The sequence below is a fragment of the Chryseobacterium sp. KCF3-3 genome, from assembly GCF_045865955.1.
GTDB lineage: Bacteria > Bacteroidota > Bacteroidia > Flavobacteriales > Weeksellaceae > Chryseobacterium.
Map to the genome: position 1 here is coordinate 651,196 of NZ_AP035792.1, position 25,027 is coordinate 676,222.

Annotated in this window: 28 protein-coding genes; 14 read left to right on the top strand and 14 right to left on the bottom strand. The window is 35.9% G+C overall.

All coding sequences use genetic code 11. From position 1 onward, the window contains the following. The first annotated feature begins 103 nt into the window (after positions 1-103). Positions 104-1,207, top strand: coding sequence for a serine hydrolase domain-containing protein (locus tag ACKTTZ_RS02975; protein ID WP_407847275.1), 1,104 nt, complete (start codon positions 104-106; stop codon positions 1,205-1,207). 3 nt (positions 1,208-1,210) lie between these two features. On the opposite strand, the gene ACKTTZ_RS02980 is transcribed toward ACKTTZ_RS02975, so the two are convergent. Next, on the bottom strand, positions 1,211-2,617 hold the full coding sequence (locus ACKTTZ_RS02980) for an MFS transporter (RefSeq protein WP_407847277.1): 1,407 nt from the start codon (positions 2,615-2,617) through the stop codon (positions 1,211-1,213). 39 nt (positions 2,618-2,656) lie between these two features. Continuing rightward, positions 2,657-3,220, bottom strand: a complete 564-nt coding sequence (locus ACKTTZ_RS02985; protein ID WP_034698971.1) for a TetR/AcrR family transcriptional regulator — start codon at positions 3,218-3,220, stop codon at positions 2,657-2,659. Between the two features lie 204 nt (positions 3,221-3,424). On the opposite strand from ACKTTZ_RS02985, the gene ACKTTZ_RS02990 reads away from it, so the two are divergent. Both ACKTTZ_RS02990 and ACKTTZ_RS02995 read left to right on the top strand, forming a co-directional pair. Beyond that, entirely contained in the window at positions 3,425-3,805 is a 381-nt protein-coding gene (locus tag ACKTTZ_RS02990; protein ID WP_034698969.1) for a VOC family protein, read from the top strand. Positions 3,806-3,899: 94 nt separating this feature from the next. After that, complete coding sequence (locus tag ACKTTZ_RS02995; protein WP_034698966.1) at positions 3,900-4,523, top strand: hypothetical protein; 624 nt, start codon at positions 3,900-3,902, stop codon at positions 4,521-4,523. Between the two features lie 137 nt (positions 4,524-4,660). On the opposite strand, the gene ACKTTZ_RS03000 is transcribed toward ACKTTZ_RS02995, so the two are convergent. After that, entirely contained in the window at positions 4,661-5,035 is a 375-nt protein-coding gene (locus tag ACKTTZ_RS03000; RefSeq protein ID WP_034698963.1) for a hypothetical protein, read from the bottom strand. Continuing rightward, positions 5,035-5,169, bottom strand: coding sequence for a hypothetical protein (locus ACKTTZ_RS03005; RefSeq protein WP_301288022.1), 135 nt, complete (start codon positions 5,167-5,169; stop codon positions 5,035-5,037). The genes ACKTTZ_RS03000 and ACKTTZ_RS03005 overlap by 1 nt, the downstream gene beginning before the upstream one ends. Before the next feature lie 99 nt (positions 5,170-5,268). Between ACKTTZ_RS03005 and ACKTTZ_RS03010 the strand changes: the two genes are divergently transcribed. The 4 genes from ACKTTZ_RS03010 to ACKTTZ_RS03025 all read left to right on the top strand — a co-directional run bounded on the left by ACKTTZ_RS03010 (position 5,269) and on the right by ACKTTZ_RS03025 (position 7,854). After that, positions 5,269-5,889, top strand: a complete 621-nt coding sequence (locus ACKTTZ_RS03010) for a TetR/AcrR family transcriptional regulator (protein ID WP_034698960.1) — start codon at positions 5,269-5,271, stop codon at positions 5,887-5,889. Then, the gene (locus ACKTTZ_RS03015; protein ID WP_051934588.1) at positions 5,867-6,361 is read left to right on the top strand and encodes a GNAT family N-acetyltransferase; all 495 of its coding nucleotides are present in this window, start codon (positions 5,867-5,869) and stop codon (positions 6,359-6,361) included. The genes ACKTTZ_RS03010 and ACKTTZ_RS03015 overlap by 23 nt, the downstream gene beginning before the upstream one ends. Before the next feature lie 11 nt (positions 6,362-6,372). Next, positions 6,373-7,191, top strand: a complete 819-nt coding sequence (locus tag ACKTTZ_RS03020) for a helix-turn-helix domain-containing protein (protein WP_034698957.1) — start codon at positions 6,373-6,375, stop codon at positions 7,189-7,191. A gap of 75 nt (positions 7,192-7,266) precedes the next feature. After that, the gene (locus ACKTTZ_RS03025) at positions 7,267-7,854 is read left to right on the top strand and encodes an NAD(P)H-dependent oxidoreductase (protein WP_407847282.1); all 588 of its coding nucleotides are present in this window, start codon (positions 7,267-7,269) and stop codon (positions 7,852-7,854) included. 509 nt (positions 7,855-8,363) lie between these two features. Here ACKTTZ_RS03025 and ACKTTZ_RS03030 read toward each other — a convergent pair. After that, entirely contained in the window at positions 8,364-9,986 is a 1,623-nt protein-coding gene (locus ACKTTZ_RS03030; RefSeq protein ID WP_407845762.1) for an IS1182 family transposase, read from the bottom strand. Positions 9,987-10,125: 139 nt separating this feature from the next. Here ACKTTZ_RS03030 and tyrS point away from each other — a divergent pair, with 139 nt between their 5' ends. The 4 genes from tyrS (at position 10,126) to ACKTTZ_RS03050 (ending at position 12,939) form a co-directional block, all read left to right on the top strand. Continuing rightward, entirely contained in the window at positions 10,126-11,325 is a 1,200-nt protein-coding gene (tyrS, locus tag ACKTTZ_RS03035) for a tyrosine--tRNA ligase (protein WP_407847284.1), read from the top strand. Between the two features lie 302 nt (positions 11,326-11,627). After that, complete coding sequence (locus ACKTTZ_RS03040; protein ID WP_253317990.1) at positions 11,628-11,846, top strand: hypothetical protein; 219 nt, start codon at positions 11,628-11,630, stop codon at positions 11,844-11,846. Positions 11,847-11,958: 112 nt separating this feature from the next. Further along, positions 11,959-12,480, top strand: a complete 522-nt coding sequence (locus ACKTTZ_RS03045; RefSeq protein ID WP_034698945.1) for a 3'-5' exoribonuclease domain-containing protein — start codon at positions 11,959-11,961, stop codon at positions 12,478-12,480. Positions 12,481-12,498: 18 nt separating this feature from the next. Continuing rightward, positions 12,499-12,939, top strand: coding sequence for an N-acetyltransferase (locus ACKTTZ_RS03050; RefSeq protein ID WP_034698943.1), 441 nt, complete (start codon positions 12,499-12,501; stop codon positions 12,937-12,939). Positions 12,940-13,160: 221 nt separating this feature from the next. Here ACKTTZ_RS03050 and ACKTTZ_RS03055 read toward each other — a convergent pair whose 3' ends face one another. The 8 genes from ACKTTZ_RS03055 to panD form a co-directional block, all read right to left on the bottom strand. Beyond that, on the bottom strand, positions 13,161-14,672 hold the full coding sequence (locus ACKTTZ_RS03055) for a helix-hairpin-helix domain-containing protein (RefSeq protein ID WP_034698941.1): 1,512 nt from the start codon (positions 14,670-14,672) through the stop codon (positions 13,161-13,163). Positions 14,673-14,676: 4 nt separating this feature from the next. Next, on the bottom strand, positions 14,677-15,954 hold the full coding sequence (locus tag ACKTTZ_RS03060) for a PP2C family serine/threonine-protein phosphatase (RefSeq protein WP_253317992.1): 1,278 nt from the start codon (positions 15,952-15,954) through the stop codon (positions 14,677-14,679). Beyond that, the gene (locus ACKTTZ_RS03065) at positions 15,954-16,997 is read right to left on the bottom strand and encodes a TerY-C metal binding domain-containing protein (RefSeq protein ID WP_034698939.1); all 1,044 of its coding nucleotides are present in this window, start codon (positions 16,995-16,997) and stop codon (positions 15,954-15,956) included. The genes ACKTTZ_RS03060 and ACKTTZ_RS03065 overlap by 1 nt, the downstream gene beginning before the upstream one ends. A gap of 17 nt (positions 16,998-17,014) precedes the next feature. Further along, entirely contained in the window at positions 17,015-17,653 is a 639-nt protein-coding gene (locus ACKTTZ_RS03070) for a VWA domain-containing protein (RefSeq protein ID WP_034698937.1), read from the bottom strand. An 86-nt stretch (positions 17,654-17,739) separates the two neighbouring features. Continuing rightward, positions 17,740-18,417: a TerD family protein gene (locus ACKTTZ_RS03075; protein WP_034698935.1), complete on the bottom strand. Its 678-nt coding sequence runs from the start codon at positions 18,415-18,417 to the stop codon at positions 17,740-17,742. Between the two features lie 27 nt (positions 18,418-18,444). Then, the gene (locus ACKTTZ_RS03080; protein ID WP_034698933.1) at positions 18,445-19,020 is read right to left on the bottom strand and encodes a TerD family protein; all 576 of its coding nucleotides are present in this window, start codon (positions 19,018-19,020) and stop codon (positions 18,445-18,447) included. Positions 19,021-19,199: 179 nt separating this feature from the next. Then, entirely contained in the window at positions 19,200-20,228 is a 1,029-nt protein-coding gene (locus ACKTTZ_RS03085) for a lysylphosphatidylglycerol synthase transmembrane domain-containing protein (protein ID WP_034698931.1), read from the bottom strand. Between the two features lie 3 nt (positions 20,229-20,231). Next, positions 20,232-20,582, bottom strand: a complete 351-nt coding sequence (panD, locus tag ACKTTZ_RS03090) for an aspartate 1-decarboxylase (protein ID WP_002976902.1) — start codon at positions 20,580-20,582, stop codon at positions 20,232-20,234. Positions 20,583-20,981: 399 nt separating this feature from the next. Between panD and ACKTTZ_RS03095 the strand changes: the two genes are divergently transcribed. Continuing rightward, positions 20,982-21,272 carry an HU family DNA-binding protein gene (locus ACKTTZ_RS03095; protein ID WP_002976900.1) on the top strand — a complete coding sequence of 97 codons (291 nt, stop codon included), beginning with the start codon at positions 20,982-20,984 and terminating at the stop codon, positions 21,270-21,272. A 1,780-nt stretch (positions 21,273-23,052) separates the two neighbouring features. Here the strand turns inward: ACKTTZ_RS03095 and pdxH are convergent. Beyond that, positions 23,053-23,694 carry a pyridoxamine 5'-phosphate oxidase gene (pdxH, locus tag ACKTTZ_RS03100; RefSeq protein WP_034696874.1) on the bottom strand — a complete coding sequence of 214 codons (642 nt, stop codon included), beginning with the start codon at positions 23,692-23,694 and terminating at the stop codon, positions 23,053-23,055. A 24-nt stretch (positions 23,695-23,718) separates the two neighbouring features. On the opposite strand from pdxH, the gene ACKTTZ_RS03105 reads away from it, so the two are divergent. Together ACKTTZ_RS03105 and ACKTTZ_RS03110 are read left to right on the top strand one after the other, a co-directional pair. Continuing rightward, on the top strand, positions 23,719-24,267 hold the full coding sequence (locus tag ACKTTZ_RS03105; protein ID WP_034696873.1) for a YqgE/AlgH family protein: 549 nt from the start codon (positions 23,719-23,721) through the stop codon (positions 24,265-24,267). A gap of 103 nt (positions 24,268-24,370) precedes the next feature. Further along, positions 24,371-24,952, top strand: coding sequence for an N-acetylmuramoyl-L-alanine amidase (locus ACKTTZ_RS03110; RefSeq protein ID WP_253318098.1), 582 nt, complete (start codon positions 24,371-24,373; stop codon positions 24,950-24,952). Positions 24,953-25,027: the final 75 nt, after the last annotated feature.

Below are 25,027 nucleotides of genomic sequence, written 5' to 3' on the forward strand. Positions count from 1 at the left end.
TAGAAAATCAATTTTAAAATTTAAAAAATAAAACACACCTTACTATATTGTATAACATAGTAATTAAAATAAATTATATCTTTGTATAACAAAATACATAGATATGATTATTAAAAAACTGATAACCCCACTTATTCTGCTTTCATTTGTACCCCATACAATTAATGCACAGACATTATCAAAAGGATATGAAAAGAAGATTGACAGCATTATCCAGACAGAATTCGGGAATAAAAATGAGCCTGGCGGAGTTTTTCTGATTACTCAAAACGGAAAAAATCTGTATCGAAAAGCATTTGGGAAAGCGAATCTTGAACTTAACGTCAATATGACCCCTGAGAATGTTTTCCAAATTGGTTCAATGACCAAACAGTTTACTGCCGTGGCTATTCTGCTGCTTGAGCAACAGGGAAAACTTAGTGTCACTGATCCTGTTTCCCAATACATCAAAGATTATCCTAACGGAGATAAGATCACCCTTCATCATCTTCTGACCCATACTTCAGGAATAAAGGACTTTACAAAAATGAAGTCAATCTCTTCCATTGCCCAAAAAGAAATGAAACCCGAAGAAATAGTGAATTTTTTCAAAAACGAACCTGTTGATTTCGCACCCGGAGAAAAGTTTGATTATAACAATTCCGGATATGTGGTATTGGGATATATCATTGAGCTTGTTTCAGGAATTTCCTATGAAGACTTTATTAAGAAAAATATCTTTGATAAAGCAGGAATGACTCATTCTTATTATGCTTCCGACAGAAAAGTTATTCCTCAAAGAGCTTATGGATATCACAAAAAGGAACAAGGATTTGTGAATAAAACAGTCATCAGTTTCAGTGTTCCATTTTCTTCCGGATCACTGATGTCTACAGCAGATGATATGCTGAAATGGCAGCAGGCTTTAAATCAAAATTTAATATTGGATTTAAAGGAAACTCAAAAAGCCTTTCAGAAATATAAACTGAATAATGGTGAAGAATTTACTTATGGCTACGGATGGTATTTGAAAGATATCAATGGAATTCCTGACCGTGAGCATGGAGGAAGTGTCTTCGGATTTAAAAGTATGGGAGTTTACATTCCTGCTGAAGATGTTTATGTGATTGGGCTCAGCAACTGCGACTGCCACTCTCCTACTGAGGTGACCAAAAATATGGCAAAAGCTACTTTACAGGAAATGAAAACCTCATCAAAGAAACCCTGATTTTCATTTTCGATGTCTCATTTCAGGAAGAACATGATTTGGAACTTTGAAAACACAGATCATCACAAAAATCAGACAAAAAATATTAATCAGTAATGCAACGGAAAAAGCTTCGTGATAATACTCTACAGAAGGCTTTACTCCCAAAACATAATAGAAAACACTTCCTACAGCAACAATTCCGACTATAGCAGCAATCTGCTGAAAAGTATTGTAAACACCGGAAGCATTTCCAATCAGTTTTTCAGACATTCCAGACATCGCTATGTTAGCCAGTGAAGGAATGACGGATCCTATTCCCAATCCATGCAGAAACAACAGCAGACAGAAAACCGTAAAATTAGTCTGTACCCTGAATAAAAACAACTGAACAATAAGAACTATAATGATAAAACTAAGTCCTGCTATCAGGGCTTTTTTGCCATATTTTAAAATCAGTTTTACGGAAATGAATGACGCAAGGATAAAACCCAATCCCTGAAAACCGATAATCTCTCCCGCTGCTAACGGGCTGATCTTTAATCCGTCCTGAAAAAAGAGTGACAAAATATAAAAGTAGGAATCAAGCATGATAAAAAAGAATGACACCGCTATGATCCCGAGATTGAAATTTTTAAAACGGAACAACTCAAAATCAATCAGATAAGCATGTTCCTTTTGGATTTTTTTCTTCTGATTTTTAATAAAAGTGAATAAAATTCCGGCCGAAACCATCACTAATGAAACATTTTTGAAATGCAGTCCATCATGCTCAGATAGGGTTAAAGCATAAGTAGCACAGAACAATCCTGCAGAAAGAATTAAAACGCCGCCTGCATCAAAGGGTTGTTTCACAGGAATTTTAGATTCGTCCAATAGCTTCAGGGTAAGGAAAATTGCTGGTAAACCTATAGGAATATTCATTAGAAAAATAAGTCTCCATGGCTCTTCCATTACTGTAAGGGATGAAAAATAGCCGCCAAGAAACTGTCCCAAAACAGTTCCTATACCAATGGTAATTCCGTACCAGCCCATTGCTTTGGTGCGCTCCCTATGGTCAGAAAACAGGATCTGTATCATTGAAAGTACCTGAGGAGCCATCATTGCCGCACTTATTCCCTGCACAAATCTTGAAATAACCAACTGACCTGCTCCTACAGAAATCCCGCAGGCAACAGAGCTTATCATAAAAGCTAATAATCCAATCACATACATTTTTTTTCTTCCGTACAAATCTCCAAGTCTTCCTCCGGTAATCAGTAAAGATGCAAATCCAATAAGATAAGCCGCAATCATAAACTGCATTTCTCCGTGAGAAGCATGAAGATCACGCTGTATGGATGGTATGGATACATTGATGATAAAAATATCCATAATCGTCAACAACTGACCAAACAATACAACCATTAATTTCAAATACTTACGTTCCATTTTTATATAGATATATCTATTTTTTAATATTCAAAAAAATTAGGGTAATAAACCCTGTACCATTTTTTTCACCTGATCAAAAGAATCATTTTGTCTGTTGATGGTAGAGGTGACAACTGCTCCTTCTATTAAAAGGAAAATATTTTCTGCTATTAAACCGGGATCAGCTATTTGACCTTTTGTAGCACATTCATTAACAAGGGTCTTGATCAAATCTTTTTGTTTTTCTTTATGCTGTTTGGCAAAACCGGAAACAGAAGGATTGCCCTCTCCTATTTCAGAGACAATTTTAATGAAATGACATCCTGCAAACTTTGAAGTCTGCTGCAGCTTTTTTCTGTAATCAATAAGCGCAAGAATCTTTTCTTTTGGATCTGAAATTCTGGATGTGCTGTTTTCAAATCCTTCAAACCACTGAATTTCTTCTTTGATAAGATAAGCCTGAAGAAGATCATTCTTAGATGAAAAGTGATTGTACAAAGAACCAATCGCAATATCAGCTTCCGCAATAATCTGATTGATTCCCGTAGAATTGTATCCTTGCTTATAAAACAAATCTGAGGCAACCCTGATAATTCTTTCGCGTACTTTTTCCTTTTTCATCTTGAAAATTTTTACAAATGTAAATAAAAAAATAGATAAGTCTATCTATTTTTAAAATTGAGATAAAAACTCTATTTTAGATTCTGTAAATCATTCCCTCGTTTAAACTCTGAAATCATGAAACTGTTATCCTGTTTTTTGACTTTTTTATTGCTAATAGGCATATCTTGCACACAGTCGCAGAAAACCAATCCTGTAAAAAATATGAAATCTACCAATCCTGTTGTCTACTTTGAAATTCCTGTGAATGATCTTGAACGTGCTGAAAAGTTTTATTCTGCAGTTTTCAACTTTAGTTTTGATAAAGAGATTATAGACAGCTATGAGATGGCTTTGTTTCCTTTTGAAGAGAAAAACAGTGGCATCACGGGAGCTTTGGCTAAAGGAGAAGTTTACAAACCTTCTAAAAACGGAGTGATCATTTATTTTAAAACAGAGAATATTGATCAGACATTAGAAAAAGCTGTTCAGCATGGAGGTTCTGTTCTTTACCCTAAAAGGATAGACGAAAAATATGGATTTGCCGTAGCAGAATTTGAAGACTCAGAAGGAAACAGAATAGCATTGCATGAAACGGTAAAATAGCCATCCCATTCACTGCATATTATTTTTTTTAATACAGTTGACGCATATTTTGTATATTTAAACAACCATTTGAAATCTAATTGGGTAAATAATTATGGCGGAAGAACTTTATTTCATCAAGACCAATCCAACTGTTGCCAAAATTAATTTGTACAATAAGCTGAGCCGTGAAGAAGAAAATATTTTAAAATTTCTTCAGCCTGAAGCGAAAAATACCCTTGAAACGATTAAAGAAAAAATAAAGGATTCCGTTGAAGAACTTACACAGGAAGAACTTCTGCTTATTTTTCAATGGTTTCATAAAGTATACTCTTCAGATCACGAGGAAACCAAAACACAGCTTTTCATCAATGGTATTGATCTTTTTTATGAAATTCCGACAAACGTTCATGCCGAAAATTTTCTTCAGATTCTTTCAGATTATGAAAAACTGCTGAAACAGGATATGAATTATATTGTGGATTCTAAAAACTTCAATCAGTTTCTGATCTACGGAATATTTCTGACAGAAATAATCAACAGAAAACAGCATCCTGATAATATACTCTGTGAATATCTGAAACCGGATAACCAGTCTTTATACCTTCTGGCAGAAGACCAATGTGGTTTGAAAGATTTTGATCCTGCAATCATCCCGGATCTTCAGCATTATTTTACAGATCTGTATGACCTGACCAAATTTTACAAAGGACCTATCATCAAGCTGGAACAGGAATAGATTTTTTTTGCATTCATGTAACATCTTGCCTTCAATAATTGTCTTCTATACATAACCGTATGAAAACCGCTGCTCAAAATGCAGCAATTATAATTATTGAACCAGGATAAAAACTATAACACAGCCAACAGTCTTCTTTACGATGCAGAACTGTTGGCTTTTTTATGAACCTGCCTGACTGCCATAAAATAGTATAGCATACCTCCTGCAGAATAAGCCAGCACATCAAAAAAATCTGCAGTGAAACGGGATGATATTCTAGGGCATAATATTTCAAATAAAAAAGAAAGGTACAGGATTGAAGTCAGTACAAATTTAAAATCAGGTTTCCATTGATAGCCCAGCACTCCATTCATGATATATTCTATCAGATAGCAATACATGGGAACCGTTATACAATCTGTGAAATGATTGTTGATTACGGGAATTACAATTCCTTTTCTTCTCAGCAGAATAATAATTGCCCAGGCAGACAGTCCCAGCAGAAACCAAAAGGAAATTCTTTTTTTCATCACATATGCAAAACAGCCATTATCACCCCAAGAATCACCTGCAATATTTTTGATATAACTTCCTGAGGATCTGTTTTACTTTCTTGATCAGTATTTTCTGCTGATTCATAATTGAATTTTGGTTTACCTTCCATTGTCATAAGATTTGATACTGCAAAGATATCAAATTAGAACAATTGTTCTAATTTTAAAAATATGATTTATATCCACTCTGATATTCTTATCTTTGGGTTATGAAGACAAAGGATAAAATTCTGTCTAAAGCACTGGAATTATTTAATGATAAAGGGTATAACAATATTACCACAAGACATATTGCGGCTGAACTTCATATCAGTGCGGGAAACCTGCATTATCATTTCAAGCACTCAGAAGACATCATCACAATCCTTTTCTCAGAGCTTACCCTGGAAATGGATGAGCTGCTGAACCAGATGAAAAAAAAAGAAAATAAAAGTCTTGAAGATCTTTATCAGTTTACCTATTCTACCTGTGAAATTTTTTATTCTTACCGTTTTATATTTATCAATTTTATAGATATTCTGAATCGGAATCCTGACATCAAAGCCAATTATGAAGGGATTAATTTCAGCAGAAAAGAGGAATTTCAAATGATCTTTTCAGATCTTCAGAAGAACAATATATTTCAGAAAGATGTACCTCATTTTATTATAGATGGTCTTGTTGAGCAGATTTTCATCATTGCCGACAACTGGCTTACCCATAACAGACTTATTTTGAAACTCAATCCAAAAGAAGCCATTCAGCATTATACACTGTTACAAATGAATCTTTTCTATCCACTTCTCAATAAAGAACAGCAAAAATTTTATGAACAGCAATACATCAGATAATCATATCATCCTCAGAAAAGGAATTTACGATGATCTTCCGACAATGCTGGAGCTGTTTACTGCAACAATAGATGAGGTGTGTAAAAGAGACTATGATCTTCAACAACTTGAAGCCTGGAAATCCGGTGCAGAAAATGAGGAAAGATGGATAAAAGTAATCAGAGATCAATATGTTGTGATAGCCGAAATAAAGAATAAAATAGCAGGTTTCTGTACACTCGATCAGGGAAATTATATTGATCTGCTTTTTGTACACAAAGATTTTCAGCACAGAGGAATTGCAACCCTGCTTTATCAACAGATTGAAAAAGAAGCTTTATTGAATAAGAAGAAAGAGCTTACTGCAGATGTAAGCAAAACAGCCAGATCATTTTTTGAAAAATCTGGTTTTAAGGTTGTCCAGGAGCAGACTGTCAACGTAAAAGGAGTTTCCATGACCAATTATAAAATGGTAAAAAACCTCATCTATTAACTTTCAGGATTATGGAATTACGTTCAGAATATAACGAGTACAGAATTTCAGTTCCACAGGAATTTGAAAATGTATTTACTCATTTCTATTTTGCTGAAAATACTTCTGAATCCTCAATAACTAAGACCCTTCTCCCTACTTATCAGACCATTCTCTTATTTTGTTTTGGAGAAAATGCTACCATGTCTACCCGGGAAAAGACCATCATAAATGTAGATAAATGTATGGTGTTCGGGCCAGTGAGACAAGCTTTTGAATACACACTTCCCGCTGGCTGCTCTATCCTGGTTGCTAATTTTAAAGATGATGCGTTTTTTCGATTTTTTGGAAAAATATCCATTGAACAATTGGTAAGGCATCCGGATGAATTGCTGGAAGAAAACTGCTTTACAGACCTTTGGCATCAGCTTACCCGATTAAATTCAGTCACAGAACAGGTGAATCATATTCTTGAGTTCTGTGAACCTTATCTGCAGGATCGGGATATTACCAGCCAGCTTTTGAGCAGTTTTGAGAACGATCTTTTAAATCCCGTTAAAGTCATTGCAGAGCAGACTCAACAGACGGAAAGAAACATACAGCGGAAACAGAAAGAACAGTTTGGATATTCCTTAAAAGAGCTAACCCGTTACAACCGTTTTTTAAAAGCAATACAACTCATCGAAAAAGAAACTGAAAAACAAAATCAGGTCAAATGGTTTACTATCATTGATGAATGCGGTTACTATGATCAGAGCCAGCTTATCCATGATTTTAAGCATTTTATCAACATTTCACCGTCTCAGTATTTAAAGTTCCAGCAGGAGATCTGCAACCCAAAATCAAAATAATCTGTTTCGTTTTCTTACAATTTTTGAAAGGTACGTCGTACTACTTTTGTCTCATTAATCTTAACAATCAAAACAATGAGACATTTAATCATTTACGCGCACCCCAATGAAAACAGTTTAAATCATCATCTTTTAAACTCTGTTGTGGAAACCCTTCAATCTCACAACGAGGAAATTATCGTGAGAGATCTTTACAAAATCGGTTTCGATCCTGTTCTTTCTTTGAATGATACGCAGGGACAACGGATGGGAAAAGTATCAGATGATGTAAAAAACGAACAGGATCATATTTCGTGGGCAGAACAGATTACTTTTATTTATCCTATCTGGTGGACAGGTCTTCCCGCTATGATGAAAGGATATATAGACCGTGTTTTCAGTTATGGTTTTGCTTACCGCTATGATCAGGGTATACAGAAAGGGCTTCTGAAAGATAAAAAAGCTGTCATCATCAACACCCATGGAAAATCTCATGATGAATATGAAAAAATGGGAATGGATAAAGCGCTTACCCTAACTTCCGACCATGGCATTTTCATCTACTCCGGACTGGAAATTATCAGACATTTATTTTTTGACAAAGCAGATAAAGCTTCTCCCGAAGATTTGGAAAACTGGAAAGATCAGATTAAAAATTTATACACTGAACATGTATTCAATTAGGTGGCTATATACCTTAAATTATTAATTTTTTTCCGTGAAACCGCAAACTGAAAACCGGAAGATCCTCCCTGTTTTTCGGACTTCTTATAAAATAGCAAAGAAAATAATAAAATACAGTTTTTACATCTTTATCCTGTATTTTATTTTTAAGGGATTTATGGCATGAAATTAGCTTCAAAAACCGCAAGTAAAATTGTTTTGAACCATTATTTTAAGCCATTAAGATTGATGGATGGTTAAGTTTTTCTTTTAAAACAAATCTTGTTATAACCCTACAATGCGTCTTAATGGTTTAAATATTGGATCTTCAGGAAACTCCTGTATATTTGCATCACAATGAAACATCTGAACAGTATATTACGTCTTCCATTCTTCAGTGAATATTATACACCGAGCTATCGTTCGGGAAGACTTTCTATATCTGTAATCCAATAAAATAATCTAACGTATATATAGGAGGCTGTCCAAAAAGGTCAGCCTCTTTTTTTTTGTTTTGGGACTGCGTATAGTTATGCAGCAATTTTATACTTTTGGATTTTCATATACTTATGGAAAAGATGCATATGTTGTTTGCATTTAAGTGTATTTAGCCAATTTTTACGGTTAAGTTTTCTGTTTTTCACTAATTTTCTAAGATTATGTGCCAATGCCATTAATCCAAATTCAATATTTACTTTTTCAAGTCCTTTTAGAGTAAATCTTGAAAATTTATTATTGCTTTTTAATTGCCCGAATACAGCTTCTACTTCTATAGGCCGTTTACTTCTGTGGTAATGCCCTTTTTCAGATATCAGCCTTTGTCTGGCTTTCATTCTGTGATGGTTCAGATTATAATTCACTTCGATTAATCGATTATCCTGGCTTTGATGGCAGCTTTCTCTAAGAGGACAACCCTGACATCTGAAAGCCTGATAATAATGTACCTGAGATTCATATCCGTTACTGCTGATTCTTTTGCCTTTACCGATAAAGTTCATTTGCTGTCCGCAGGGACATACATAGAAGTTATTTTCCTCATTATAATATAAGTTCTGTACAGCAAACGCATTGTTCTTCTCACTGCGCTTCTGTTCTTTATGAAAATTATTATATTTTACATAGCCCTCTATAGCTTTTTCTGCCATCATTTCGTAATTCTCTTCACTTCCATATCCGGCATCTGCTACTACCTCTTTACTTTGTTTGTGATACTGATTTTCAAAGCTGTTAAGATGATCCTTCAATGTAGTGGTATCTCCAGGAGTCTGATGAATGCTGTAATGGGTGATAAACTGGTTTTCAGTACTGATCTGTGCATTATAGGCTGGCTTAAGCTGCCCATTTTTCATATGGTCGTCTTTGAGCCGCATGAAGCAGGCGTCGGGATCTGTCTTACTATAACTGTTGCGGCCTGAGAGTATTTTTAATTGATCTTCATACTTCTGTAATCTGGGCAGGTCCTGATGCTGAAGCTTTTTAATGAGCTTCTTACCGGTTTTATTGTCCTGTGCCACAGAGTGATTAAGTTCTGCTATTTTATCCTGAAGCTCTCTGCTGTCAATAGATTTTGGAAGGGTCTTTTCATGGGATTCATAACGCTCTTCTTTGATTTGGGATTCAATATCTTCAAGTACGGAATGAATTTGAGCTTCCAGTTTTAATTTATTCTTTTCTACAGATTTTTTCCATACAAAGCTGTATCGGTTGGCAGATGATTCTATTTTTGTACCATCTATATATTGAACATTTAAACTTACGTAACCTAAATTCTGCAAAACAACGGTAACATCTGCAAAAAGACGGTGAATATGGTTTTTAAGCCGTTTGCTCCTAAAGTAATTGATGGTTCTGTAATCAGGCTTACTGTTGCCGGAAAGCCACATGAAATGAATATTTTCTCCAAGTGCCTTTTCTATTTTACGGCATGAATAAATATTGTTGAAATAGGCATAGAATAAAACTTTGATCATCATCCGGGGGTGAAAACTTGTCGTTCCACCGCCTTTATATTCACTTATAATATGATCGATATTCAAGTTATCCACTAATTCATTGATAAGACGTACCGGATCATTAGCACCTATCTTATCAAAAATATCTTCAGGAAATAAGCTGGGAGTATTGGTGGGTAAAGATTTAAACCGTACTTTCATATCAATGTTTGTTTGGGTGCACCTTAAAGATAAATCTTAAAGGACAAACAACAAAAAAATCCCCGAAACTTTTTAAGTAACGGGGATATTTTTTTGGACTTTTTAGACAGCCTCTTTTTCATTTTAAAACTATTCAAACATGATTCATCCATTACAAGAAAATGTGGCTATCATCCTGCCTGAAAACGGTTTGGAAGAAAAATTGGCTCAAGCCGAAAAAGAAAACAGAAAACTTTCCATCAAACTGGGATTTGATCCTACCGCTCCGGATCTGCATCTGGGACATGCAGTCGTCTTAAAAAAACTGAAACAGTTTCAGGATCTGGGCCATCAGATCATTATTGTTGTGGGAAGCTTTACGGCAAGAATTGGCGATCCCACCGGAAAAAATAAAGCCAGAAAACCTTTAAACGCTGAAGATGTTCAGCATAATGCCCAGACTTATATCAATCAGCTTTCCAGGGTAATTGATGTACAGAAGACAAAGATTGTTTTCAATTCTGACTGGCTGGACACATTGAACTTTTCTGAGGTCATCCAGCTGCTTTCAAAAGTGACTGTTGCCCAATTGATGCACCGCAATGATTTCAATAAAAGATTCACAGAAAATACACCTATTGCCATGCATGAACTGGTTTACCCGATTCTTCAGGGTTTTGATTCTGTAAAAATAGAGTGTGATATTGAAATGGGTGGCACGGATCAGCTCTTCAACTGTACCATGGGAAGGCAGCTCCAGGAAGTACATCAAATGCCGGCTCAGATTGTGATGTGTATGCCTCTACTGAGAGGTCTTGACGGAAAGGAAAAAATGAGTAAATCCCTGAACAATATTATTGGATTGACGGACGAACCTAATGAAATGTTTGGAAAAACCATGTCTATTCCGGATGCTTTGATTGAAGAATTTATCAACCTGACTACCGATTTTTCTATTGAAGAAAAAACAACGCTTCTTTCCAGAATACAAGAAGGGGAAAACCCAATGAATATTAAGAAGCTGATTGCTAAAAATATCATCAGTCAATACCACGATACTGCTTCGGCTCAAAGTGCGGAACAGTTTTTCATCAACCAATTTCAGAATAAAAATTTTCAAGAGAAAGTATACGAACCTGTTGCGATCAGTTCATTGAAAAGTATGGAGAACAACATATCACTTGTAGAGCTTTGTCATCAGCTTAAAAAAGACCTCAGCAAATCTGCCATCAGAAGATTAATTGAGGATGGAGGAGTTCAGATCAATACAATCAAAATAACGGACTCAAATGAAGAAATGGAGCTGATTCCTCAAACGAAAATAAAAATCGGGAAAAGGGGCTTTTTTGAGCTAGTATAAGGATGGAAGATAGGAGCTGGAGGATGGAAGTTTTTCAGACGATGAACTTATTGAGTTTTTTGATAGAGACATTTTTTTAATATTGATTTGAATACAGAGGCTTTAAGGCGGGAGGATGGGAGCAGGAGGAGGGAAGTTTTTTTAGACGATGAACTTATTGAGTTTTTTGATTGGGACATTTTTTTTAATATTGATTTGAATACAGAGGCTTTAAGGCGGGAGGATGGGAGCTGGAGGAGGGAAGTTTTTCAGACGATGAACTTATTGAGTTTTTTGATAGAGACATTTTTTTTAATATTGATTTGAATACAGAGACATTAAGGCGGGAGGATGGGAGCAGGAGGAGGGAAGTTTTTTCAGACGATGAACTTATTGAGTTCTTTGATAGAGACATTTTTTTTAATATTGATCTGAATACAGAGACGTTAAGGATGGAGAATGGGAGCAGGAGGAGGGAAGTTTTTTCAGACGATGAACTTATTGAGTTTTTTGATTGGGACATTTTTTTAAATATTCATTGATTTAAAAACACACAAGTTCTTTATAAAACAAAAAGTAACTTCCAGCTTCCCTCCTCCCTCTTCCATCTCTCAGCTTATTTCAATATCTTCGTTCCGCTAAAAACTATTTCCAATGAGCTACATCATGGTTGACATAGAGTCGGACGGCCCGATTCCCGGTGATTTTTCAATGATCTGCTTCGGAGCAGTACTCGTGAATGAGGAACTGGATACTACTTTTTATGGAAAATTAAAGCCTGTTTCTGAGAGATTTAATCCTGATGCGTTAGCAGTTTCCGGTTTCAGCAGAGAAGAAACAATGAGTTTTGACGATCCTGAAGCTGTAATGCTTGCTTTTGAAGAATGGATTACAACCCATTCCAAAGGCAGACCTATTTTCGTCAGTGATAATAATGGCTTCGACTGGATGTTTATCTGCTGGTATTTTCATCATTTTATCGGAAGGAATCCTTTTGGCTTTTCTTCCCGACGACTTTCTGATCTATACTGCGGACTGGAAAAAGATACTTTTGCCCAATGGAAACATCTCCGCAAGACGGAACACACGCACAATCCGGTAGATGATGCCAGAGGAAATGCAGAAGTTTTGCTGTACATGAAAGAAGAAATGGGACTGAAAATTGCATTAAAGTAAAAACTCTAATTTTTGAATATGAATCCTGACCTGCATTATAAACAAGCTGATGAAACTGATATTGATTTTCTTCTCAATCTCAGAATGAAAACCATGAATCCTCATTATGAAACTTCAGGACTTTCTACTGACAGAGAAACGACCCTGCAAAGAGTTCTGTATCAGTTTGAAAAAGCTAATATTATTTTTTTAAATGATAAGCCCATCGGACTGTTAAAAGTAGACAGAACGTTTACGAATATTGAGGTTCTGCAACTTCAGATAGATCCCAGCCAGCAAGGTAAAGGGCTTGGAAAAAGGATTTTGTCTGATATTTTAGAGGAAGCTTCTTTAGCAGGAAAAACAGTCTCATTAAGTGTTTTAAAAACCAATAAGGCTCAGCATCTTTATAAAAGTCTTGGGTTCAGAATTGTGGATGAAGATCAGTATTCTTATTTTATGGAAACGGAAAGGCAATAGATGTTTTTTTTAAGTTTTGGCTAAAGCCGTTGGAATCTAAATCTATTTCTTAAACGGGCTAAAGCCCGTTTCTATTGAATAGGGACAATGCTAAAATCAATCTTATCATTCTATTTTTTTTGATTTAAACACAAATCTCACAAATAAATGAGCACAAATGATCACAATTATCTGCGAGATCTGAGAATATGAGATTGCTTCACTACGTTCGCAATGACGGGTTATTGGTTTGCCATCGTTACGTAGATCAGTCTTCCGCCTTCTTCTGAGGAAAGCAATATTTTTTTACCATCGGTGAGTTCAACCATAGAACCTGGTGGAATTTCTTTTTGTTCTGTGACATCCTTCATACCGGATAATCCCTGATTCACCAATACCCATTTCCCCTGATGGAATGTAAAATATCCCACAGGCATTTTATCCTGCATCGTCAGGTTTTCGTTACGTATCACTTTTCTGGAAACATGCCATTTGAACAGATACTGATTATGATACACCATTAATCTGTGATTTTCCGGCTTCCATACCTCATCATCAAACCTGAAATACAGATCTAATACCGGAAGTGTTCCCTGATGAGGTGTTCCGCAGAACGGGCATTTTGGATTGCTGGTATTATCAAAGACATACCATTTTTCTGTACAGCCGGAATTCTGGCAAGGCTGGATCAGATCTACGGTTTTCAGTAATGCGGTTTCCCACTCATTGGCCGTGGGACGTCTGATAGGATCGTGTAATCCGTCAATGAATGTTTTTCTGAACAATTCTGAAATATATGGACCTGTAACGGTATACGGGATTTTTTGAGGATCGCCCCAGAATGCATCCCATTTTCTGAGATGATCTGATTTTACATGGTTGGAATTATTTTCCGGATGTTCTACAAACATCGCTTTTTCTCCCATGGATAAAATTTCGTCCTGTTCAGAATCTAAATCCCAGATTTTTCCTCCACGCAGCGGATGTCTTCTCAACAGATACATATAAATCAGAACAGCAAGGGCATGCAGATCTGTTTTTTGATTGGGTAAATGTCTTTCAGGATCCTGAAGCTTCAAATGTTGGGTTTTTAAAACTTCGGGCGCAATGAAGTCTGCAGTTCCAATCACTTCCGGTGGAAAGAGTTTGGGAACCACAAGACCGTCAATATCGATGATACAGGCAGATTTTGTCACAGGATCTACCAGAATATTGTTATAAGACAAATCGGAGTGTGCCAACCCCATCTGATGGAGCTTTTTCACGCCTCTGCTGATATTAACCGCAATCTGGAAATAGCTCAGCCAATCTCCCAATTCTGACTGATCCAATCTCAACGGATATTGCTGATTTCTGAACATGGGAGCGGTAAACCACTTCCCCACTTTATCCTGTCCCTGGATGTTATCTGAACCAATATAGCCTTTAGCAAAATAAAATTTATGGTGATAAACAGGAACTACAATTCCTGTGAGTTTATTTCTTTCAACGATATCATAAGGCCATCTGAATATTTCGTTCAGAAAATATTCAGAAGTATTACCACTCTGTATACTTTGCAGATAGGTAGAAACAATTCTCATGATTCTTTCCTTCTGTCCTTCATCCAGTGGATTTCGGTAGAAAGCGACTACATAGTCTTTATCGGGCGAAAAATAAACATCTTTCACTCCGCCCCTGATAGGGTTTTCATCTACATATTCATAGGATTTGGCTGCATCCAGAACAGAAACAACTTTAATGGTCTTTTTCATGGTATTAATAGATTATGGCCAATGTACGATCATCATGATTTCCTCTGCTCCAGAAATCGCTCCAGATTAAAAGTTCTTCATCAATTTTTTCATCGTTGATAAAATCGGCTTTCGTCCGGTCATCATTATTTCCGGCAAGGTCTTCAAAAAGTGCTTTCCAACTTTCTGTATCTTCCAGTTTATTTTCTGTGGTAAATTTAGGATCATAAATACCGTCTGTCATCAGCACCAGATAGGAAAAATCCTCGACACAGGTAATTTGGAAACGGGAAACCATTCTATCATTAAAAATTTCTTTCATAGTGATAAATCGGGTACCACCACCAAATTCTCCCACATCCATCCGGTTTAACAATTTTACTTCAGAAAAGTCTGTATTAATCAGATTGATCGGACAGTCACCCACTCCAAAACTCAGAATAATATATCCGAAACTGAACTTTTTAAGCAAAGTAAAAATAAGTGTGGCATGCAGATCATTCATAGAAAGAGCATTTTCTACTGCTGTTTTTTCTAATGTGTGATGAACATGTGAAACACTTTCCGATAAAATATTGATGATATTCTGTTTCGCTTCAAGCTGTTCCTGATCAGAAGGCTGAGTAGTGTACAGAATATTGATATGATTTTCAATCTGTTTTAAAATTTCCTGTGAGTTGAAAAACTGATTGATCGTTGTGGTTGCCAGTCTTGAACCTTCTCTGGCTGCCTTTGCTGAACCTGCTCCATCTGAAACAGAAATAATATTCCAACCTTCAGGAAGCGTATTTACTGCGAAATCATCTTCACGAAATTTGCCTTCATGAGCGTGAGAACGTCCTCTTTTGGAAGCTACAACAATTTTTTTTTCCGAAAAAGAACCTTTGTATGAGTCTTCTTCCGATTTATAAAAAGCAGCGTTTATATCACTTGGAATATTTTTCCATAAGTCTTTGGGATCTGCGTTGACAAATAGCTGTATTTTTTTGGTTTCAAGCTGATTCTGATCATGAGTATGATAAAACTGAACATCCAGATGGTACATATTATTCGTCACCGGAGTTCCTGAGATTGTATTATTTTCAAAACTTAGCCCTGTTTCGTGCAGGTTTCCGATATCCTGAATCTTAATATTGGGAAACTCTTCCATATCGAAACTGAATTCATAGAACTGTTTGGCACTGGCATTTTTCAACACCCAATGAACGTCTTTGAATTCTTCCTTTTCTTTAAAAACAATAGCCTGTTCCATACTTTTTGGTTTGGATTCATCAGCTGACTTCCTGAAAAATTTCCCCATCATTAGCCCAGCGTTCTGTTAATATCAAATCCTCCTCCGGAAAATCCATAATAATCGGAAGTTCCACACCATGGACATTTGCTGTATCCTTCTCCCCTAAGGCAGTGAATACCTCCGCACGAACAGGTAGCTAATGCAATCGGGTTAGCACAGTGAGGACATGAAGTTCCTCCGTCCAGTTCTTCGATATTGATTTTAAGGTGCGTTTTCTGATTGGAGGAAAGTCTGTAATAGGCCTTTTCGTCAATTTTATAAGCTCCATCCAATCTGTAATATCTTGTAGCCATGCCTGGTATACTTGATTCGGCAAATGCTTTTTTAAATTTCATCAGATAAAGCTTTTCCGTTTCCTGACATTTTCCGTTCAGTACGACAAAGTTATTATCAGGAAATCTCTGTTCCATTTCCGGATCTACTTTCTCCAGAATAAGGGAATCAATTTTAGACAAATTAATTCCTTCTTTTTTTGCTTCTGTTACACTCTGGCTGGTAGTTTTAATAGAATCAGTTACCCATTTGAAAAACTCTTTATAAGAATTTTCGTCAGAATTATTGAACAGTAAAACATTGTCTGCCAGAGAACCGAGAAGCTTATAATTGGTATTTTCTCCTATAGATACGGCAATGGTGTTAGATTTTCCGTTGTATTTGGTATTCCATCTTTCAATGGCTTTAGTGGCATCATCAGTGGGAACTCCGTCTGTAAAAAGGAAGACGATAGGCTTCCAGTCTCCTTTTCTTTCATACGTTGTTTTCACAATATCCCTGTCGATACAATCCATCACTTTAATTAATCCCTGAGAAAGTGATGTCCCGCTTCCAATAGGAATTTTAGGTGGATAAAAACTGATAATATCCTGCATCGGAGTAATCACTTCAGCTTCTCCTGCAAAACCTATCACAGAAATATAAACGGTTTCGAGTGAATAAGGATCTTTTTTTAATTCCCTTATGATATTGGCGATACCTTCCTGTACCTGCTCAATAGGTTCTCCTACCATAGATTCGGAGATATCTACTAAAAAATAAATAGGCAGTCTTCTCATGGTGTAAAGACAATTTTTTAAATAATAATATTAAGCTCCGATGGTGGCGGAGGTAATGTGATATTTTCTCCTGTATTCTGTGATTGCCCTCCCTGAGTAATGGAAGAACTCACCCATTTGAAAAAAGAAGAAAGGGTAATGGCATCGGTAGTATCCAGTTTTACTACATGATCGGTCAGTTCTTTCAAAAATTGCTCATCTGCTTTCGGGCCTGCCGCACATCCTACGATAGCCCCAAATTCCAGTCCTCTGATTACAGGAATCATCTGCCTGTACTTCTGAATATCCGACGGTTTTCCATCTGTAAATATAAACAGTAACGGCTGCCAGTCTCCTTTTGCATCGGCCGATTCTTTCACAATCTCCCTCTGAACCAGTTCAGAAACCATTTCCAAAGCAGCTCCTGTATGCGTTGGGCCACTATCCGGACAAGTAATCTCCATTGGATAAAAACTTGCCAGATCTGTTAAGGGTATAATATTCTTAACATCTCTATCAAAGGTAATGACACTTAAATGCAAGCTGTCCATCGCCTGCGGATCTGCACGAAGCATACTGATAAGGCCGTTGAAACCATTGTTCAGTGCCTGAATAGGTTCTCCGTTCATAGACCCCGAAGTATCTAATAAAAAATAAGCTAATAATCTCCTGCTCATTATAGACAAGTATTAATTCTGAAGCCGGCGGAGGGAGTCGGAGACTTCCAAGCCGGCTTATATTTGAGTTGAAAAAAATTTAAATTTTAGTTGGAATAAGCGTACTGCTGTCTCAGAATATCTATAAAGTTATCTGTATTATGCGGTTCTCCCACAGCACGGAATTTCCAGTCGCCATTGTGACGGTATGCTTCTGCAAAAACCATTGCACATTTACCATTCATACTTGAATCGCCGGAAAGGCTGTATTTTGTAATTTCTTTTCCTGAAGCATCTACCGCACGGATAAATGCATTTTCGATCATTCCGAAATGCTGATTATTGGTTCTTCCCTGATAAATGGTAACAATGAACACAATCTTCTGATAGCTCTGATCCAATTGATCCAGTCTTACAATGATCTGCTCATCATCTCCATCACCTGCTCCGGTTCTGTTATCTCCGGTAAGCCATACATTTCCGCTTGGATGCTGCATAGAATTGAAGAAAACCACATCTCCCTGGTAAAGCCCCATTTGTCTTCCGTCATTGGTCTGTACCGTTCTTCCAAGATTAGCTACTTTTCCGTTGCCATCTAAAAGAAATGCTACTGCATCAAGATCATATTCTGCTTCCTTGCTGAACAGTTTACCGAAGAATCCGCTGCTTTGTTTTCTTACATCCCATCCTAAACCGATGGTTACTTTTGAAAGATCATAAACGCTTTCTCCGCGGTCATTCTTTCTTAAATCTATTGTTTGTCCTTTCTGTAAATTAATTGCCATAGTTATAGTTTTTGTGTATTTGAGGATTTATTTGATGATTTGTCCTTTGTAGTATTTTTCAAGGAAGAAGCCTAAATCTGCTCTGTATCCTATTCCTGAAGCTTCAAATTTCCAGCTTCCGTTTCTTTTGTACAGTCTTCCGAATTCTACTCCGGTTTCAATAGAGAAATCTTCATCCAGTTCATATTTTGCAATCTCCTGGTTGGAATGATTGTCTACTACTCTGATATAAGAGTTTCGTACCTGTCCGAAATTCTGTCTTCTTCTTTCAAAGTCTTCAATGGTTACCACGAAAAGAATCTCTTCCACTCTTGAGTCTACTTTATCAAGATCTATAATAATAGCTTCATCATCGTCACCATCACTGTTTTTACCACTCGGGTCATCTCCTGTATGGGTAAGCGCTCCATCCGGAGAATTCAGGTTATTGTAAAAAACGAAGTATTCTTCGCTTACTAATTTTCTGTCAGAATCAATCATGATTGCAGAAGCATCCAGGTCAAAGTCGTAGCCGGTTCCTTCATTCGGATCCCAGCCTAATCCAATCGTCATTTTCGTCAATCCTATCTCGATCTTTTGTCCTTTCTGTAGATTAATTGCCATAGTGTTTTATATTATGATTATTTTTTGCATTAAGATAGAAGTGATTTACGAATTGACCAAATTTATTGATAAAAAAATGTTCCATACCGCTTAATTTTAAACTCTTTAAGTCACAAAATGGCTATAAAAAAAGGTCCAATTAAAAAATTGAACCTTGTATAGTATAAATGTATGTTGAATTAATTCTCAAATTCTTTATCTGAAACAGCATTGTTTCTTGCTTTTGCGAGCATAGGAATAGAAATTAATCCCATCACCAGCATAATCACAATCTGCAGCGGTAAAGAAATAAAGGAATAGGTAAGCCCCATTTCACCTCCGAAATCTGCACTTTTTCCTACTGAAATGAATAGCGCCATAAAACCATACTTCATCGCAAGGTTATATGCTCCGATTCCTCCACTGGCAGGAATAATCATTCCCAGTGTTCCCACTACAATAATGAAAAATCCGTCTGCAAAGGTAAATGCTGAGGTTTCAGGAAGAGCAAAACATACCAGGTAAGCTGCTAAATAATAACAAATCCAGATTCCTAATGTATAAAGAATGAATTTCCCTTTTTCTTTTAATTTAAAGATGGAAGTGATCCCTTGAAAAATACCATCAATAAAGTTGACTACTTTCCCTAAAAACGGAACTTCCGCCAGTTTCTTTCTAAATACAAAAAATAAGACTGTTCCTACAACCAGAATGGAAAGGATCAATATTATTTTAGTAGGGTTGATATTGACTCCAGAATTTTTATAGAATGACAGAATTGCATCATATTTGAACAATAATGTCAGTCCTAAAAATCCCATCATACAAATAAGATCCACCACTCTTTCCAAAATGATAGTCCCAAAAGATTTATCCACAGGTACTTTCTCCACTCCATACAAAGCAGTAGCTCTTGCCACTTCACCACTTCTAGGAATGGTAAGATTCATCAGATAACCAAATGATATGGACCAAAGTGCATTGGAATTTGAAATTCTGTGTCCCATAGGTTCCAGCATAAGATTCCAACGGATCGCCCTGAACCAGTATGCCAAAAGACCAAATACGGAAGCAAATAATACCCAGATATAGTTAGCCTTTGCCAGTGACTTCTGAATGACTTTAAAATCCAGCCCTCTTAAGGCAAGCCATAAAAAAAAGCCTGCAAAAGCAAGCGATATTACTATTGTTAGTATGGATTTTACCGGACTTTTTGATGTTTTCTCCATGTACTACGTAAGAAGATTTGTTTTTTCATCCGGGAAAACGATCTTCGGCTGGAAGTCTTTTGCTTCCTCCGGAGTCATCTGAGCATAAGCAATAATGATGATGATATCATCTTTTTGTACTTTTCTTGCCGCAGGACCATTCAGACATACTTCTCCTGATTTTCTTTTTCCTTTGATAACGTAGGTATCAAAACGTTCTCCGTTATTCACATTGACGATATAGACCCTTTCTCCCACTACCAGACCGGCAGCTTCTATAAGATCTTCATCGATCGTTATACTCCCTATATAATTAAGGTCAGAGGCAGTTACTCTCACCCTATGAATCTTAGACTTGAAAACTTCTATTAACATGCTGCAAATTTATTAATAAAAATTAATAAAACAGGTCTTTATTATCATTTTAAAACTCCCACAAACACAGGGGTTTAATTTCACAAAACATAAGAAATTTAAAAATTACTTATAGATTTAACAATCATATGGTCAAAAAAATTAATTGTTTATACACAATTTAGGATTTAATAAATACGAAAAATAATATTAACTTTTTGCTAAAGTCAATACACATAAGCATTTGGCATGATTTTAGTAACCTGTAACGTAGATTTTCTGTGAAAAGTGGAATTATCATATTTTAACTGATTTCAGTGAAAAGCAAAAAAATTTTACAAGTTTTAATAAAAAAATTGCACAATTAGAAAATAGTACTATATTTGCTATAATTACGAACTAACTTTAATATTAAAAATTATGAACAAGTCTGAATTAATCGACGCAATCGCAAAAGATGCAGGTATCACTAAAGTTGCAGCAAAAGCTGCTTTAGAATCTTTCATTGGTAACGTTACAACTACTTTAAAGAAAAAAGACGGAAAAGTTTCTTTAGTAGGTTTCGGTACTTTCTCAGTAGCTGAGAGAGCGGCTAGACAAGGTATTAACCCTGCAACTAAAAAACCAATCAAAATTGCTGCTAAAAAAGTTGCTAAATTCAAAGCTGGAGCTGATTTATCAAATGCAGTTTCAGGTGCTAAGAAAAAATAATCATTCAGATTACAAAAATTCAAGGGCTGTTTCTTAGAAGCAGCCTTTTTTTATTTCCAATGGTGATAGAAAATTAAACCATTAAGAAGATTTAAGAGGGTAAGAATTATTAAGTTTTGGCTAAAGTCCCTATCATTATGCATCATAAAATAAGCGGACTAAAGCCCGCTTCTATTGATAGTGGAAACCTATGATGTATTTGAAAAAATAGTCATTCAATAGGAACGGGCTTTAGCCCGTTTAAAAATAAATATCAATTCCCACGGCTTTAGCCAAAACTTAAAAGGTAATATAATACAACATATGTTGTCATTATTCTGGTCAAACTAAATAAGTTTTGGCTGAAGCCCCTATCATTATGCATCATAAAATAAGCGGGCTAGAACCCGCTTCTATTGATAGTGGAAACCTATGATCTATTTGAAAAAATAGTCATTCAATAGGAACGGGCTTTAGCCCGTTTAAAAATAAATATCAATTCCCACGGCTTTAGCCAAAACTTAAAAGGTAATATAATACAACATATATTGTCATTATTCTGGTCAAACTAAATAAGTTTTGGCTAAAGCCCCTATCATTATGTATCATAAAATAAGCGGGCTAAAACCCGCTTCTATTGATAGTGGAAACCTATGATCTATTTGAAAAAATAGTCATTCAATAGGAACGGGCTTTAGCCCGTTTAAAAATAAATATCAATTCCCACGGCTTTAGCCAAAACTTAAAAGGTAGTATAATACAGCATATATTGTCATTATTCTGGTCAAACTAAATAAGTTTTGGCTAAAGCCTTTTACTATTGTAAACAAATAAGCGGGCTAAAACCCGCTTCTATTGATAGTGGAAACCTATGATCTATTTGAAAAAATAGTCATTCAATAGGAACGGGCTTTAGCCCGTTTAAAAATAAATATCAATTCCCACGGCTTTAGCCAAAACTTAAAAGGTAGTATAATACAGCATATGTTGTCATTATTCTGGTCAAACTAAATAAGTTTTGGCTAAAGCCCCTATCATTATGTATCATAAAATAAGCGGGCTAAAACCCGCTTCTATTGATAGTGGAAACCTATGATCTATTTGAAAAAATAGTCATTCAATAGGAACGGGCTTTAGCCCGTTTAAAAATAAATATCAATTCCCACGGCTTTAGCCAAAACTTAAAAGGTAGTATAATACAGCATATGTTGTCATTATTCTGTTCAAACTAAATAAGTTTTGGCTGAAGCCCCTATCATTATGCATCATAAAATAAGCGGGCTAAAGCCCGCTTCTATTGATAGTGGAAACCTATGATCTATTTGAAAAAATAGTCATTCAATAGGAACGGGCTTTAGCCCGTTTAAAAATAAATATCAATTCCCACGGCTTTAGCCAAAACTTAAAAGGTAATATAATACAACATATGTTGTCATTATTCTGGTCAAACTAAATAAGTTTTGGCTAAAGCCCCTATCATTATGCATCATAAAATAAGCGGACTAAAGCCCGCTTCTATTGATAGTGGAAACCTATGATCTATTTGAAAAAATAGTCATTCAATAGGAACGGGCTTTAGCCCGTTTAAAAATAAATATCAATTCCCACGGCTTTAGCCAAAACTTAAAAGGTAATATAATACAGCATATGTTGTCATTATTCTGTTCAAACTAAATAAGTTTTGGCTAAAGCCTTTTAAACAAATAAGCGGGCTAAAGCCCGCTTCTATTGAATTAGAGTTTATATTTTAAGTAGCTTGTTTCATATTAAAAACCGCCACTTCTAACTTCTCATTTTCCCATTAAGGAGCCAGTCTTGAAATTTTCCAGTCCAGATCTTCTAACTGATAAATAATCCTGTCATGAAGGCGGTTTGGTCTTCCCTGCCAGAATTCAATTTCGTAAGGTCTTGCCAGGTATCCGCCCCAATTGGCAGGTCTTGGCACTTCCGTATTTTCGTACTCTTTTTCCAGCTCTTTTAATTTTTCTTCCAAAAACTCTTTGTTGGGGATCACCTGGCTTTGTGGAGAAACTACAGCTCCCAGCTGACTTCCTTTGGGTCTTGAATGAAAATAGCCGTCACTAAGGTTCTCTGCTACCTTTTCAAGATCTGCTTTGATTATGATCTGTCTTTCAAGATTAGGCCAGAAAAAATGCAAACAAGCTTTATGATTGCTTTCTATTGCTTTTCCTTTTCTGCTGTTATAATTGGTATAAAAAATAAATCCTTCATGGGTATATGCTTTAAGAAGCACCATTCTTGTTCTCGGACACCCATCTTCTTCTACTGTAGAAACCGCCATAGCATTAGCTTCTGAGATCATCGGACTCTCATTTGCTTCCAAAAACCAGTCTCTAAACTGCTCAATTGGATTTTGTTTTATCTCACTTTCAATAAGTTGGGATTTCTCGTACACTTTTCTTTTGTCGTGCAGGTTTTCCATAAATATTTTTTATTAAATTTGAGTATGAATCACTCATACAAAGGTAAAATATTAATCTCGACACCTGACATTTCCGGCGATATTTTTTCAAGATCGGTAGTATTGGTTATTGAACATAATGAAAGTGGTGCATTTGGTTTGATATTGAATAAAAAAAACAGCCAGATGAGTAGCAAGTTCAAAGATTTTTTTGACTTTAAAATTGAGGTATATGATGGAGGGCCTGTAGAAAACGATAAGGTATTCTTCATTGTAAAAGGCAAAAGAGTTACAGAGATCTATACAGACATCACTGATGAATACTATCTTACAGAAGATATTGAGCGTATTATTAATGGGGTTTTAAGCAGTGAACTGGATATTAACCATATCAAAATCTTTTCAGGATATTCCGGGTGGTCTCCTAATCAGCTGGATACCGAGGTTCAGAGGAAAATGTGGACGGTAGTGGATGTTTATAATCTTGATTATACGCTTCCCAACGATCAGACGCTTTGGAAGTCTATCATGCAGAATCTTGGAGGAGAATTTCTTCTCTGGGCCAACTCTCCTGAAGATATTTCACTAAACTAAAAGTATATTTTTCGTATCACTCTGATAATTAACAAACTTTAAGATTCTTTTAACCAATTTTAAAGAAAGTTTTTCCGTTCTTTGGAAAACTAAAATCACTGATATGAAAGGTATTACATTACTTGCTTTATCAATATTTTCTACAGCTTTTTTATCATTTACTCCTATCAACAAAAAATACATTGTCATCGATGCCGGACATGGCGGAAATGATTTTGGGGCCACTTATGGTGAAATTCTGGAAAAAAATATTGCATTAAGCGTTGCTAAGGAAATCCGGAAAATCAATGAAAGCCAGGACAAATATGAAGTTATTTTAACAAGGGATTCCGATAGCTATCCTACTCTTGCAGAAAGAACAGAGCAGATTAATAAACTGAATCCTGAAATGGTTATTTCCCTTCACGTGAACAGTTCTCCTGAAAAAGAAAGATCCGACAACGGATTTGAAGTCTACGTTCAGAATTCTGATGTTTCAAAGGAATTAGCCGGAAAAATCTATAAGAAATTCAATGCCCGTAAAATATCGGAGAGTAATCTTCACATGCTAAGAGAAACCAAAGCACCAGCTGTATTGGTAGAACTTGGCTTCATTAATAATTCTGACAACAGGAATTATATAACCAGTGAAAAGGGGCAAAAAGAAATCGCACAAAAATTTGTTGAGATTATCAACGAATACTAAATAAAAAAAAATACAATTTCTGATTTACTCAGAATAAAACCCGGTAAAGGACTTCTGGAATATTGTTGTTTACCG

Bases quoted from the DNA above. Each gene is read 5' to 3' on its own strand.
- ACKTTZ_RS03110 (WP_253318098.1), top strand. From the start codon at position 24,371: ATGAAAGGTATTACATTACTTGCTTTATCAATATTTTCTACAGCTTTT.
- tyrS (WP_407847284.1), top strand. From the start codon at position 10,126: ATGATTCATCCATTACAAGAAAATGTGGCTATCATCCTGCCTGAAAAC.
- ACKTTZ_RS03025 (WP_407847282.1), top strand. From the start codon at position 7,267: ATGAGACATTTAATCATTTACGCGCACCCCAATGAAAACAGTTTAAAT.
- ACKTTZ_RS03005 (WP_301288022.1), bottom strand. From the start codon at position 5,169: ATGGAAGGTAAACCAAAATTCAATTATGAATCAGCAGAAAATACTGAT.
- ACKTTZ_RS03105 (WP_034696873.1), top strand. From the start codon at position 23,719: ATGAATCACTCATACAAAGGTAAAATATTAATCTCGACACCTGACATT.
- ACKTTZ_RS03020 (WP_034698957.1), top strand. From the start codon at position 6,373: ATGGAATTACGTTCAGAATATAACGAGTACAGAATTTCAGTTCCACAG.
- ACKTTZ_RS03010 (WP_034698960.1), top strand. From the start codon at position 5,269: ATGAAGACAAAGGATAAAATTCTGTCTAAAGCACTGGAATTATTTAAT.
- ACKTTZ_RS03085 (WP_034698931.1), bottom strand. From the start codon at position 20,228: ATGGAGAAAACATCAAAAAGTCCGGTAAAATCCATACTAACAATAGTA.
- ACKTTZ_RS02980 (WP_407847277.1), bottom strand. From the start codon at position 2,617: ATGGAACGTAAGTATTTGAAATTAATGGTTGTATTGTTTGGTCAGTTG.
- ACKTTZ_RS02990 (WP_034698969.1), top strand. From the start codon at position 3,425: ATGAAATCTACCAATCCTGTTGTCTACTTTGAAATTCCTGTGAATGAT.
- ACKTTZ_RS03075 (WP_034698935.1), bottom strand. From the start codon at position 18,417: ATGGCAATTAATTTACAGAAAGGACAAACAATAGATTTAAGAAAGAAT.
- ACKTTZ_RS03060 (WP_253317992.1), bottom strand. From the start codon at position 15,954: ATGATGGGGAAATTTTTCAGGAAGTCAGCTGATGAATCCAAACCAAAA.
- ACKTTZ_RS03050 (WP_034698943.1), top strand. From the start codon at position 12,499: ATGAATCCTGACCTGCATTATAAACAAGCTGATGAAACTGATATTGAT.
- ACKTTZ_RS03030 (WP_407845762.1), bottom strand. From the start codon at position 9,986: ATGAAAGTACGGTTTAAATCTTTACCCACCAATACTCCCAGCTTATTT.
- ACKTTZ_RS02975 (WP_407847275.1), top strand. From the start codon at position 104: ATGATTATTAAAAAACTGATAACCCCACTTATTCTGCTTTCATTTGTA.
- ACKTTZ_RS03065 (WP_034698939.1), bottom strand. From the start codon at position 16,997: ATGAGAAGACTGCCTATTTATTTTTTAGTAGATATCTCCGAATCTATG.
- ACKTTZ_RS03095 (WP_002976900.1), top strand. From the start codon at position 20,982: ATGAACAAGTCTGAATTAATCGACGCAATCGCAAAAGATGCAGGTATC.
- ACKTTZ_RS03080 (WP_034698933.1), bottom strand. From the start codon at position 19,020: ATGGCAATTAATCTACAGAAAGGACAAAAGATCGAGATAGGATTGACG.
- pdxH (WP_034696874.1), bottom strand. From the start codon at position 23,694: ATGGAAAACCTGCACGACAAAAGAAAAGTGTACGAGAAATCCCAACTT.
- ACKTTZ_RS02985 (WP_034698971.1), bottom strand. From the start codon at position 3,220: ATGAAAAAGGAAAAAGTACGCGAAAGAATTATCAGGGTTGCCTCAGAT.
- ACKTTZ_RS03045 (WP_034698945.1), top strand. From the start codon at position 11,959: ATGAGCTACATCATGGTTGACATAGAGTCGGACGGCCCGATTCCCGGT.
- ACKTTZ_RS03015 (WP_051934588.1), top strand. From the start codon at position 5,867: ATGAACAGCAATACATCAGATAATCATATCATCCTCAGAAAAGGAATT.
- ACKTTZ_RS03055 (WP_034698941.1), bottom strand. From the start codon at position 14,672: ATGAAAAAGACCATTAAAGTTGTTTCTGTTCTGGATGCAGCCAAATCC.
- ACKTTZ_RS03000 (WP_034698963.1), bottom strand. From the start codon at position 5,035: ATGAAAAAAAGAATTTCCTTTTGGTTTCTGCTGGGACTGTCTGCCTGG.
- panD (WP_002976902.1), bottom strand. From the start codon at position 20,582: ATGTTAATAGAAGTTTTCAAGTCTAAGATTCATAGGGTGAGAGTAACT.
- ACKTTZ_RS03070 (WP_034698937.1), bottom strand. From the start codon at position 17,653: ATGAGCAGGAGATTATTAGCTTATTTTTTATTAGATACTTCGGGGTCT.
- ACKTTZ_RS02995 (WP_034698966.1), top strand. From the start codon at position 3,900: ATGGCGGAAGAACTTTATTTCATCAAGACCAATCCAACTGTTGCCAAA.